Origin of the sequence: Microbacterium sp. TPU 3598 (genome assembly GCF_002356155.1) — a bacterium.
Classification (GTDB): Bacteria; Actinomycetota; Actinomycetes; order Actinomycetales; family Microbacteriaceae; genus Microbacterium; species Microbacterium maritypicum_A.
Genome location: NZ_AP017975.1, coordinates 1,486,074 through 1,498,268, shown reverse-complemented (window position 1 = coordinate 1,498,268; position 12,195 = coordinate 1,486,074). Strand labels below are relative to the sequence as shown.

Here is a 12,195-nt window from a genome sequence, read left to right as displayed (position 1 = left end):
CTTGCCGATCCTCCGCGCCGCCGATGTGCGGCGTAGAGCGGACGTGATTCATCCTACTGACGACAACGCGGCGGCGCCCCCGATCCTTCCGTCGTATGACGAAAGACCCGCCGTCCGGGTGCCGGTCGGCGGGTCTTGGTCGAGAGGTGGATCAGACGTCGAGTCCGACGGGGACCGCGGCTTCCGTTCCGGGGATGCCCTCCTGCTGCGCGCGCTTGTCGGCCATCGCGAGCAGACGGCGGATGCGGCCGGCGACGGCGTCCTTCGTCAGGGGCGGGTCGGCGTGGTGGCCGAGCTCATCGAGGCTGGCGTCGCGGTGCGCCAGACGGAGTTCGCCGGCCACCTTGAGATGATCGGGGACTTCGTCGGCCAGGATCTCCAGTGCGCGCTCGACACGTGCGCACGCCGCGACGGCGGCCTGTGCGGAACGGCGAAGGTTCGCGTCGTCGAAGTTCACGAGACGGTTGACGCCGGCCCGCACCTCGCGGCGCTGGCGGAGCTCCTCCCACGCGATGGCGGTCTTCTGTGCACCCATCTCGTTGAGGATGGTGCGGATCGCCTCGCCCTCGCGCACGACCACGCGGGGCATCCCGCGCACCTCGCGCGCCTTGGCGGCGACTCCGAGGCGGTGCGCCGCACCGACGAGGGCCATCGCGGCCTCCGACGAGGGGCAGACGACCTCGAGCATGGCCGAGCGTCCGGGCTCGCTCAGGGATCCTGCGGCGAGGAAGGCACCGCGCCACAGTCCGGCGACCTCGGCCCGCGAGCCGGTGGTGAGCCGGTTGGGCAATCCGCGCACGGGGCGCCGACGCTGGTCGAGCAGCCCGGTCTGACGGGCGAGGGTCTCCCCCTGCGCGATCACGCGCACCGCCCAGCGTGCGCCGTCGTTCGCGGTGCTCGACTGGACCTGGGCGATCTCGGGTCGCACACCGTAGATCTCGGCGAGGTCACGAGCGACGCGGCGCGCAAGGGTCTCCGCGTCGACCTCGGCCTCCACGGCCACGCGACCGGCGATCGAATGCAGACCACCGGCGAACCGGAGGATGGCGGTCACTTCCGCGACTCGCACCGTCGGGGGTGCATTGCGGATGCTGACCAGCTCGGCCTTGACGTCGGTGGTTAGTGCCACGACACTCCTTCACGTTCACGCGCCGGATCGCGACGCAAACGTCCAGCTTACTCGGCCGGACGGCCCGCTACTCTCGGCCCAGGTCCCGGTGACGGACGTTCACGGCGACGCCCGGGATCGCGGCGAGGCGGCGCGACAGCTCCTCCGACATGGCGACGGAGCGGTGCTTTCCCCCCGTGCAGCCGATCGCGATCGTCGAGTGACTCTTGTTCTCGCGCTGATATCCCTCGAGCACCGGCACCAGCGCCGCGGAGTAGGCGTCCAGGAATTCCATCGCGCCATCCCGGGAGAGCACGTACTCGCGAACAGTCTCGTCCTTCCCCGTCAGACCCCGCAGCTCCTCGTTCCAGAACGGGTTCGGCAGGAATCGCATGTCCGCGACGATGTCGACATCCGTCGGCAGGCCGTACTTGAACCCGAAGCTGAGCAGCGTGACCCGGTGTCGCGCCTCCCCCTCCTCGGAGAAGATGTCGGAGACCTGGGTGGCGAGCTGGTGGATGTTGAGCGTCGACGTGTCGATCACCAGGTCGGCCGCTTCGCGGATCGGCGCGAGCCGGGCGCGCTCGATGCGGATGCCGTCGAGCAGTGTGCCTTCGCCCTGCAGAGGGTGCGGTCTCCGCACGGACTCGAACCGACGCACCAGGACGTCGTCGGACGCGTCGAGGAAGAGCACGCGAACGGAACCGCGGGAGCGCAGTGCGCGCGCCACCCCGGGGAAGTCGTCGAAGAGGTTGCGTCCGCGCACATCGACGACCGCCGCGACCTTCGGCAGAGCAGTGCCGCCCATATCGGTCAGATCGAGCAGCGGACGCAGGATCTGCGGGGGCAGGTTGTCGACGACGTACCAGCCGAGATCCTCGAGTGCGTTCGCCACCGTCGTCCGACCTGCGCCGGACATTCCCGTGACGATGAGGAACTCGCCCTTCTCCCCGTCATTCATTGCTCAGTGCTCCCTCTCCCCCTCGGCCTCCAGCCTAGCGAGTGGACAGGTGCGTGTGGATGTTCTGAGCGAGCACGGGACCGATTCCCTGGACTTCCTCGATCTGTTCCGGCTCGGCGGCGCGGAGAGCGGTCACCGAACCGAAGTGCTTGAGCAGCACCTTGATGCGGGAGGCCCCGAGTCCCGGTACCTCGGCGAGCACCGAGCCGATGTCGTTGCGCCGCCTCTTGCGCTGATGCGTGATCGCGAACCGGTGCGCCTCGTCGCGCAGGCGCTGCAGAAGGTACAGGGCTTCGCTCGTACGGGGCAGGATCACGGGGAAGTCCTCTCCGGGGAGCCAGACCTCCTCGAGACGCTTGGCGATGCCGCAGACCGCGATCTCAGTGTGTCCGGCGTCGCGGAGCGCTCGGGCCGCGGCCTCCACCTGCGGCTGTCCCCCATCGACGAGGAGCAGCTGCGGCGGATAGGCGAATCGGGGCTTGCGTCGCACCGTCGCCTCCCCGACGTCTTCCGCCACGACCTCGTCGGTCGTCGGGTCGATGGCCTCGGGCTCTTCGGGACGATCGAGGTAGGCCAGACGGCGACGGAGCACCTGGTACATGGAATCGGTGTCATCGGTCGTCTCGGCGATGTTGAACGACCGGTACTGGTCTTTACGGGGAAGCCCGTCTTCGAACACCACCATCGACGCGACGACATTCGTGCCACCGAGGTGGGAGATGTCGAAGCACTCGATGCGCAGCGGTGCTTCGTCCATGCCGAGCGCCTCCTGCAGGTCGGTCAGCGCCTGGGTTCGAGCGACATAGTCGGTCGTGCGTCGCGTCTTGTGCCGGATCAGTGCCTGCTGCGCGTTGAGCGTGGCGGTCCGCATGAGGTCGGCACGCTGGCCGCGCTGCGCGACCGCGATCTCGACCTTCTTGCCGCGGCGCTCACGCAGCCACACCTCGAGTTCCGCGGCGTCATCGGGCAGTGTCGGAACCAGGATCCGACGCGGAACGTCCTGCGCCTCTCCGTAGGCCTGCTGCAGCACCTGCTCGACGAGCTCGCCGCTGGAGATGTCGATCTCCTTCTCGATGGTCAGGGCGCGCACACCACGCACCCTGCCGCCACGGATCACGAAGTGCTGGACTGCGGCGGCGAGTTCGTCTTCCGCGATCCCGAACAGATCGGCGTCCTCGTCGCTGGGGAGGACCAGTGCGCTCTTGCCCAGCACGGCTTCGATCGCCGAGAGCTTGTCACGGTACTTGGCCGCTGCTTCATAGTCCATCGCCGCGGATGCCGCCAGCATCCGTTTCGTGAGCTCGCGGGTGAAACGCTCGTCGCCACCTGCCATGAAGGCGACGAAGTCGTCGACCATGGCACGGTGCTCCTCGATGCTCACTGTCATCGAGCAGGGGCCCCCGCACTTGCCGATCTGCCCGGGGAAGCACGGACGGCCTGTCTGCATGGCACGCCGGTAGCTGGAGTCGCTGCACGTGCGGATCGGGAAGGCCTTGATCATCAGGTCGATGGTCTCGTGCACCGCCCAGACCTTCGGGAACGGACCGAAGTACCGTGCGCCGGGGATCTTGCGGTTGCGGGTGACGATCACTCGGGGTGCTTCGTCCGCGAGGGTCACGGCCATGAACGGGTAGGACTTGTCGTCCTTGTAGCGCACGTTGAAGGGCGGATCGAACTCCTTGATCCACATGTATTCGAGCTGCAGCGAATCGACATCGGTGGGGACGACCGTCCACTCGACGGACGACGCGGTGGTGACCATACGACGGGTGCGCTCATGCAGCGTGCGCAGCGGTGCGAAGTAGTTCGACAGACGCTGACGCAGGTTCTTCGCCTTGCCCACGTAGAGCACCCGGCCGGCAGAGTCGCGGAAGCGGTACACGCCGGGGTCGGTGGGAATCTCCCCCGGCCTCGGCTTGTACGACAGCACATCGGCCATCAGCTGGCCTTCCGCGCGGAGCGCCCCTCACCCAGGATCTCGCCGAGGAACAGCCCGGTGTGGCTCGCCTCGACGCGGGCGATCTGCTCCGGAGTGCCCGTGGCGACGATCTGGCCACCGCCGGAACCGCCTTCGGGCCCGAGGTCGATCACCCAGTCCGCCGACTTGATCACGTCGAGGTTGTGCTCGATGACGATCACCGTGTTGCCCTTGTCGACCAGGCCGTTGAGCACCTCGAGGAGCTTGCGGACGTCTTCGAAGTGCAGACCCGTGGTCGGCTCATCGAGCACGTAGATGCTGCGCCCGTTGCTGCGACGCTGGAGCTCGGTCGCCAGCTTGACGCGCTGCGCCTCGCCGCCGGAGAGCGTCGTCGCCGACTGGCCCAGCCGCACGTACCCGAGCCCGACGTCGACGAGCGTCTTCATGTAGCGGTGGATCGCCTGGATGGGCTCGAAGAAATCGGCTGCCTCCTCGATCGGCATCTCGAGCACTTCGGCGATGTTCTTGCCCTTGTAGTGCACGGCGAGCGTGTCGCGGTTGTAGCGCTTGCCGTGGCAGACCTCGCAGTCGACGTACACGTCGGGCAGGAAGTTCATCTCGATCTTGATCGTGCCATCACCGGAGCATGCCTCGCATCGGCCGCCCTTGACGTTGAAGCTGAATCGGCCGGGCTGGTATCCACGGACCTTCGCCTCCGGTGTCTCGCTGAAAAGCGTGCGGATGCGGTCGAACACCCCCGTGTAGGTGGCCGGGTTCGATCGCGGGGTGCGGCCGATCGGTGCCTGATCGACGTGCACGACCTTGTCGAGGTTGTCGAGCCCGGTCACCCGCGTGTGCTTGCCGGGAACGGTGCGTGCACCGTTCAAGCGCGACGCCAGCACCTGGTAGAGGATGTCATTGACGAGCGACGACTTGCCGGAGCCGCTGACCCCCGTGACCGCGGTCAGGACGCCGAGCGGGAAGTCGGCGGTGACGTTGCGGAGGTTGTTCGCACGGGCCCCGACCACGCTGAGCATCCGCTTCTTGTCGATCTTCCGCCGCTTCGTCGGCATCGGGATCTCGCGGCGACCGGAGAGGTACTCCCCCGTCATCGATGCGCTGTCATTGAGCAGCGCCGAATACGGACCCGAATGCACGACCTCGCCACCGTTGACTCCGGCACCGGGACCGATGTCGACGACCCAGTCCGCTGCCTCGATGGTCTCTTCATCGTGCTCCACCACGATCAGGGTGTTGCCGAGGTCGCGCAGGGTGAGCAGCGTCTCGATCAGGCGGCGGTTGTCGCGCTGGTGCAGTCCGATCGACGGCTCATCGAGCACGTAGAGCACGCCGGTCAGCCCCGAGCCGATCTGCGTCGCCAGCCGGATGCGCTGCGCCTCTCCACCGGAGAGGGAGCCCGCCGAACGGCTGAGGTTCAGGTACGAGAGACCGACCTGCAGAAGGAAGTCGAGGCGGAGGCGGATCTCGCGGAGCACCTGGGCCGCGATCTTCGCTTCACGGTCGGTGAGGGTGAGGGTCTCCATGAAAGCGCGCGCGTCGGCGAGGCTCAGATGCGAGACCTCGGCGATGGAATGACCGTGCACCTGCACGGCCAGGACCTCGGGCTTGAGTCGGTTGCCATCGCACACGGGGCAGGGCACCTCGCGGAGGTACTCACCCCAGCGGTTGCGCTGGTTGTCGGACTCGGCTTGCAGGTACTGCCGCTCGATGTACGGAACCACACCCTCGAAACCGGAGGTGTATCGCATCTCGCGTCCGTAGCGGTTCTTCCACTTGACGGAGACCTTGTAGTTCTCGCCGCGCAGCACGGCGTTCTGCACGTCGGAGTGGAGTTCGCGCCAGGGGGTGTCCAAGGAGAAGTCGAGATCATTGGAAAGACCTTCGAGCAGACGCTCGTAGTACTGGAACAGGCCCTTTCCCTGAGTCGTCCACGGGATGATGACGCCCTCGCGGATCGAGAGGTCTTCGTCGCCGAGCATCAGATCGACGTCGACGGACATGCGCGTGCCGAGCCCCGAGCATGCAGGGCAGGCGCCGAACGGCGCATTGAACGAGAACGTGCGCGGTTCGATCTCGGTGAGAGTGAGGGCGTGCCCGTTCGGGCAGGCCAGCTTCTCGGAGAAGGTCTGCCACGCGTCGTCGCCCTCGCCGTCGACGTAGTTGATCTGCACCACGCCGCCCGCGAGCCCGAGCGCGGTCTCGACCGAATCTGTGACGCGCCCGAGGATGTCGTCGGACGCGACCAGACGGTCGACCACCACCGCGATGTCGTGCTTGTAGCTCTTCTTCAGCGTGGGCGGCTCGGCGAGCTGGATGAGATCGCCGTCGACGATGGCCCTCGAGTATCCCTTGGCACCGAGCTCGCGGAACAGGTCGACGAACTCGCCCTTCTTCTGCGAGACGATCGGCGCGACGACCTGATAGCGCGTGCGCTCGGGGAGCTCCATCAACTGATCGGCGATCTGCTGCACCGTCTGACGCTGGATGCGTTCGCCGCATTCAGGACAATGCGGAATACCGATACGCGCCCAGAGCAGGCGCATGTAGTCGTAGATCTCGGTGATCGTGCCGACGGTCGATCGCGGGTTGCGGTTGGTCGACTTCTGGTCGATCGAGACGGCAGGGCTGAGGCCCTCGATGAAATCGACGTCCGGTCGGTCGACCTGGCCGAGGAACTGGCGCGCGTACGCGCTCAGCGATTCGACGTAGCGACGCTGCCCCTCGGCGAAGATCGTGTCGAACGCGAGGCTGGACTTCCCCGATCCGGACAGGCCGGTGAACACGACGAGGGAGTCGCGGGGAATGTCGATGTCGACGTTCTTGAGGTTGTGGACGCGGGCACCGCGGACACTGAGTTTTCCGGAGGAGGCAACGGGGACGATGGGCACCGAACAAGTCTACGAGGGGCCACGGACATTGGCTCCGCGAGGACGCTCAGCGACCGATTCCTCTCCCGCCGATCGTGCCGGCCGCGGCACATCCGAGCTCCGGACGGCTCTCAACGCCAGCCCGACACCGAGCACGAGCATCACTGCGGCGAGCGGGGCGAGCACCGTGATCCCCTGCTCGACGTTCGACGGCGCCAGCAACCATGCCGCGAGGACGACGGGCTGCGCCAGCAGCTGGATGATGCAGAAGCGCGACAGGCTCGGCCCCAGGACGGCGAGGGCGACACGCGAGGAGATCGGGATCACGAGGCTCAACGATGCGAGCACGTGGATCGCGTGGACGAGCAGGACGGCGAGGGCTGTGCGTCCCGGATCGGGTGGGGTCAGGAGGACTCCGAACACCAGGCACGCCGCCGCGAACCACGCCGCCAGGGACCGCGGGAGCACGACAGCGAGGACCGCGGCGATCACCGCCACGCCCTGCCACAACGGGAATGGAACGAGCACGACCGCCCCTGCCCACACCATCGCGACGAGCAGGAGCCGCACCGTGACGCCGGGAACAGCCGCCCGCACCCGGAACGAACGGAGACCGCGTCTCACCGCCGCACCGTCCGCACCCGCTGCTGACGGAGCGCCGCGAGCCGCATCGCGACGTCGACGTCCTGATCCGTCCACGCGACGACCTCTACGCCGGCATGCCGGAGCTCGACGAGGATGTCCGCGCGTTCCGCGAGCAAGGTCCGGAGCGCGATGCGCTGCTCACGGCTGAGCCGGCTCTCGTCCGGAGCCGGGAGCACGTCGACGGCGACCACGGCGTGCCCCGCCGCCCGCCAACGGATGGCGAGCTGGGCGGCGACACCGTCGAAGAACGTGGAGAGCACGAAGACGATGGATCCCGCAGGCACGACCGGCGACCGGCGGTACCGGGAGTCCTCGTCACTCTGACCCGTCGCCGCGATCACGTCCCGCACCCGCGCGAGATGACGTGCACCTCCACCGGAGGGAAGGCTGAGACCTCCGGGCGACAGCGCGTGGTACGCCACCCGATCACCGACGCCGACCGCCGAAGTGGCGATGGACAGCGCGGCCTCCCGCGCGAGGTCCAGCGAGGTGACGCCTGTCCGGTCGGCATCGTGCGCTCCCCAGGCGGCGACGACGGTCCCGAGATCCTCCGCGGTGTCGACCGCGATCACCACCGAGGAATCGCTGAGGGTGGCAGTGCGTCGCACGAGCAGTTCACCCGGTCGGCGAGCGGCGCGCGCGGTCGCCCGCCAGTCGACGCGGCGCAGTTCGTCGCCGGGGGCGAACGGATGGATGTCACGGAAGTCTCCGCCCTGGCCGGGCCGCGATCCCTCATGGGCACCGTGCAGACCCCTCAATCGCGGCGCGACCGGGAGACGCCCGATCCGGACATGCCGCGGCGGTGTGTTCCACCCCAGTGCGACGCGAGGAGCAGCCTCGGTGACCCACGCGCCGTCGAGAGCGACCCCGCGCACGGTCACTCCGAGCAGCTCCAGAGGACCGGAGTGCTGCAGGCGGTTGCGCGACGTGAGGACGGAGCTCCCGACCTTCACGTCGGCGACCCCCGACCGCTGCTCCTCCTGATCGACCGCGATCTGGAGCCAGTCGCCGTCGAGGACCGCATCTGCCGCGGCGATGACCTCCGATGAGCCGTCCGAGCGCTCCGGACGTGCACGCAGCTCGATCGACAGCACATCGTCACCGGGCCGACGCAGCAGCATCCATGCCGTCGCGAGCGCGAGCGGAAGCCCGATGCCGATCACGTCGGGTCGCGAGAAGACGAGCCCCACGGCAGCGAGGATCGTCGAGCCGGCGAGTCCGATCGCGATCACGGGCGTCCGACTCCAGTGCACGGGGGCACGTGCCGTGACACGGACCTGCTCGGTCATCGCACCGCGGCCACGGTCGGCGGCACCGGCGTGGCCTCGACCACCGTCGCCACGACGGACCGGGGATCCACTCCTTGCGCCCAGGCCTGCGGCGTCAGGGTCAGCCGGTGCGCGAGCACGGGTTCCGCGATGCGCTTGATGTCGTCCGGCCGCACGTAATCGCGACCGTCCAGCGCCGCGAGTGCGCGGCCGAGCAGGACGAGAGCCTGCGATCCGCGCGGCGAGGCGCCGACCGCGACATGCGTCGCATCCCGCGTCGACCTCGTGAGCTCCACGCAGTACCGGGCGACATCGGCATCGACGTGGATCCTCTCGACGGCTTCCTGGATCGCGAGGAGCCCCCGTTCGTCGATGACCGGATCGACGGACGCATCGGGGCTCTGTCGGCGTACGCGGTCGAGGATGATGCGCGTCTCATCGTCCGGCCCGGGGTAGCCGACGGCGAGCCGTACCATGAACCGGTCGAGCTGCGCCTCGGGAAGCGCGTACGTGCCCTCGTACTCGATCGGATTCGAGGTCGCGATCACGTGGAACGGACGCGGTAGGGCGAAGCTGTTGCCCTCGACCGTGACCTGATGCTCGGCCATCGCCTCCAACATCGCCGACTGGGTCTTGGGAGTGGTGCGGTTCACCTCATCGGCCAGGAGCAGGCCGGTGAAGATGGGGCCGGGTCGGAACACGAACTCACCGGAGGCCGGTGCATACACGTAGGAGCCGGTGACGTCGCCCGGGAGCATGTCCGGCGTGCACTGCAGGCGACGGAAACCGAGGCCGAGCGCGGACGCCAGGCTCCTCGCCGCGAGAGTCTTCCCCAACCCCGGAACGTCTTCGAAGAGCACGTGGCCACCCGCGAGGATCGCAGCGAGGGCGATCGTGAGGGGCTCGTCCATCCCGACGACGGCGCCGCGTACGCTGTCGAGCACTCGACGCCCCGTGGCGGCGATCTGCGTGGTCTCCTGGCTGCTCATCCGGTCTCCTCCGTGTCATTCGGGATTCGTTCGATCGCGTCGAGCACGATCTCGATGTCAGTGCTCCGCACTTCACGACCGTGCAGGGCGTCGCGCACTCCCCCGCCGAGCAGCGCGTCGATGCGCGCGTGATGCGTGGGATCGTCGAGGTCGAGTCCACGCAGGGCGAGTCGTCGTCTCAACACGCTCTGCACCCGGCGCACGACGACGTGCCCGGCGACTCCCGTGCGCGTGTTGATCGCCCAGGCCATGCGGGATACCTCCGAGCCGCGCGTCTTGCGGCTCGGCTTCTCGGGGGGCCAGACAGGCCCGACCTCGATGAACTCCTGTCGGCAGGCGCACACCACCGCGATGGCGAGGATCATCCAGGCGAAGACGAACGGAACCGGAAAGCCCACCTGGCCGAGCAGGAGCAGGACGATCACAGCGACGGCGGCACCGACGCCCAGGACCAGGATCCGTCTCTTCATCGCCAGCCCTTCTGGATGCCGCGGAGGCACTCGGCGGCTCGGGCCCGATCGCGCTCGTCGGCGTCGTGCCCGCCGAAGCGCACCTGTTCGTAGAGGCCCAGCAGGGCGACGACATCGTCGGCGATCCCCGCACGTCGGCCGATGATGCGAACGGTGAACTCCGACGGCGTCTCGTTGACGCCGCGGCCGGCGCCGGCATCCGCCGCCGATTCCTCCAGGCCCACCCACGCCGCCACGATGCTGTCGCCGGGCAGAGTCCGACCGTCGATCGTCCTCAGCGCCTCCGCGATTCCACGCAGGATCGTCGCCTCGTCCGGTTCGACGTGGGCCGCGGGTGCGATGACGACCCGGGCATCGACCCGCGCCGCCTCGCGACGCGCGAGCGGACGGTCACGCCAGAGACCCACGAGGTAGCGGATCAGGAGTCGAAGACCGAGGTACACCATCGCGAGCACGACGGCGACGACGACCGCCGCGAGGACGTAGCCGATGATCGCGAGCAACGGCGAATCCTCAGGGGGATCCAACGGCGGTGGCGCGGTCTCCGTCGGCGCCGTCGGCAGGACGTCGTCACCTGCCCGTTCCTCGGTAGCGGTGAACCATCCTCCGAACTGCGGAAGGCCCTGTGCCGAGGCAGCGAACATGATCGTCGCGAAGAAGCCGGCTATCGCGATCAGCGGGAGCAGAAGCCCCCGCGGCCGGTCTGTCCCGGCACGCTCCCGCCCCGGGATCGAGGGCTCGGGGCGCGACATGCCTCCACCCTAGGGGGCTGCTCCCCCACCTCGTGGTCGTCGATTCCCGCGAGCCGTGAGCGCACGACGCGTCAGCCGAGGTCAGGACGACGCCCCGCGAAAGGTCCGAGACCGTCCCGAAGCGCCGCGATCTCGTCGACGCCCATGCCGACCGCCGCCATGACCTGGTGCGGAACGTCGACCGCCCGGTCACGCAACGCCGTTCCCGCCGGCGTGAGCGTGATCTCCAGGCGCCGCTCGTCCTCGCTGCTGCGCTGACGCACGACCAGCCCCTCCGTCTCCAGCCTCTTCACGAGCGGCGAAGCCGTCGCCGGCTCCATGGCGAGATCGATCGCCAGGTCGTTGAGAGTCCGCGGCGACCGCTCCCACAGTGCCAGCATGACGAGGTATTGGGGATGAGTCAGCCCCAGCGGCTCGAGGATGGGACGGTACAGGGCGACGACATTGCGCGCCGCGGTCACCAGGGCGAAGCAGAGCTGGTTCTCGAGCCGGAGCAGGTCATCGGATGCTGTCACAAGGGAGACTATACATCTGCACTAATAGTTAGTACACTAATGAACATGGCACAGGATTCCGATCGCCCGCCCCTCCGTACTCGCATCCGCGACGCCGGAGGGCTGTATTCCTGGGTGAACACGAACCTCATCCGGTTCGCGGGACCCGCATCCGTCGGCCCCTACGAGAAGACTCCGCCCCCGAGCGCCGCAGAGCGCGCCGAGCGCGCCTGCCCTCTCTGCGGCGCACCGATGACGGAGCACGAGATCGACCGCACCGGGCCGAAGACCCTGGTGCACTGCCCGTAGCGGCCTCGACCTTGGCGACGGTCCCGCCCGTCGCGTCAGTTCTCCTCTGGAGCCTCGTTCGCCGAACCCGTCGACTCCCGAGCGACGTCGAGCCAGAACATGAGCGCGGTGTCGTCCTCGATGGCCCCGGCCGCCACGTCGAGCCAGCCGGAGCTCATCGTGCGCGCACCCATGACGGCCCGCGCTGCTCCGGGCTCCGTGAGCAGCGCGGCACCGTTCTCGTCATCGATGCGCACCAGAAGGACGCCACCCGGACGCGCGCCGACGAGGATGCGGCCGTCGTCGAGGAACGCCCTGGTACCGAACATCCGACGCTCTTCGATCTCGGTGTCCACGCCCAGCAACGCACGCACCCGATCGGCGAGTTCGTTCCCCGCAGCGTCCATCAGCCCG

12 protein-coding genes are annotated in these 12,195 nt (G+C 68.3%); 1 reads left to right on the top strand and 11 read right to left on the bottom strand.

Annotation, left to right across the window (positions count from 1 at the left end):
- Positions 1–151: 151 nt before the first annotated feature.
- The 10 genes from whiA to MST3598_RS07020 form a co-directional block, all read right to left on the bottom strand.
- A complete protein-coding gene (gene whiA / locus MST3598_RS07065) occupies positions 152–1,129 on the bottom strand; it encodes a DNA-binding protein WhiA (protein WP_017830285.1) in 978 nt (325 codons plus the stop codon).
- 67 nt (positions 1,130–1,196) lie between these two features.
- Positions 1,197–2,069 (bottom strand): RNase adapter RapZ, encoded by an 873-nt coding sequence (gene rapZ, locus MST3598_RS07060; RefSeq protein ID WP_029258308.1) that lies wholly within the window; start codon positions 2,067–2,069, stop codon positions 1,197–1,199.
- A 34-nt stretch (positions 2,070–2,103) separates the two neighbouring features.
- Positions 2,104–4,008 (bottom strand): excinuclease ABC subunit UvrC, encoded by a 1,905-nt coding sequence (gene uvrC / locus MST3598_RS07055; protein WP_029258309.1) that lies wholly within the window; start codon positions 4,006–4,008, stop codon positions 2,104–2,106.
- Entirely contained in the window at positions 4,008–6,896 is a 2,889-nt protein-coding gene (gene uvrA / locus MST3598_RS07050) for an excinuclease ABC subunit UvrA (RefSeq protein ID WP_021201521.1), read from the bottom strand. Before uvrA ends, uvrC begins: the two co-directional genes overlap by 1 nt.
- A 9-nt stretch (positions 6,897–6,905) precedes the next feature.
- Positions 6,906–7,499: a hypothetical protein gene (locus MST3598_RS07045; RefSeq protein WP_029258310.1), complete on the bottom strand. Its 594-nt coding sequence runs from the start codon at positions 7,497–7,499 to the stop codon at positions 6,906–6,908.
- Positions 7,496–8,809 carry a DUF58 domain-containing protein gene (locus MST3598_RS07040; protein ID WP_029258311.1) on the bottom strand — a complete coding sequence of 438 codons (1,314 nt, stop codon included), beginning with the start codon at positions 8,807–8,809 and terminating at the stop codon, positions 7,496–7,498. Before MST3598_RS07040 ends, MST3598_RS07045 begins: the two co-directional genes overlap by 4 nt.
- Positions 8,806–9,777: an AAA family ATPase gene (locus tag MST3598_RS07035; protein WP_029258312.1), complete on the bottom strand. Its 972-nt coding sequence runs from the start codon at positions 9,775–9,777 to the stop codon at positions 8,806–8,808. The genes MST3598_RS07040 and MST3598_RS07035 overlap by 4 nt, the downstream gene beginning before the upstream one ends.
- Entirely contained in the window at positions 9,774–10,247 is a 474-nt protein-coding gene (locus MST3598_RS07030) for a hypothetical protein (protein ID WP_231494416.1), read from the bottom strand. Before MST3598_RS07030 ends, MST3598_RS07035 begins: the two co-directional genes overlap by 4 nt.
- Complete coding sequence (locus MST3598_RS07025; RefSeq protein WP_029258314.1) at positions 10,244–10,999, bottom strand: DUF4129 domain-containing protein; 756 nt, start codon at positions 10,997–10,999, stop codon at positions 10,244–10,246. Before MST3598_RS07025 ends, MST3598_RS07030 begins: the two co-directional genes overlap by 4 nt.
- A gap of 71 nt (positions 11,000–11,070) precedes the next feature.
- On the bottom strand, positions 11,071–11,514 hold the full coding sequence (locus MST3598_RS07020) for a MarR family winged helix-turn-helix transcriptional regulator (protein ID WP_021201527.1): 444 nt from the start codon (positions 11,512–11,514) through the stop codon (positions 11,071–11,073).
- A gap of 45 nt (positions 11,515–11,559) precedes the next feature.
- On the opposite strand from MST3598_RS07020, the gene MST3598_RS07015 reads away from it, so the two are divergent.
- Positions 11,560–11,802, top strand: a complete 243-nt coding sequence (locus MST3598_RS07015; RefSeq protein WP_172889137.1) for a hypothetical protein — start codon at positions 11,560–11,562, stop codon at positions 11,800–11,802.
- A 35-nt stretch (positions 11,803–11,837) separates the two neighbouring features.
- Here MST3598_RS07015 and MST3598_RS07010 read toward each other — a convergent pair whose 3' ends face one another.
- Entirely contained in the window at positions 11,838–12,188 is a 351-nt protein-coding gene (locus tag MST3598_RS07010; RefSeq protein WP_036271443.1) for a TfoX/Sxy family protein, read from the bottom strand.
- Positions 12,189–12,195 lie beyond the last annotated feature (7 nt).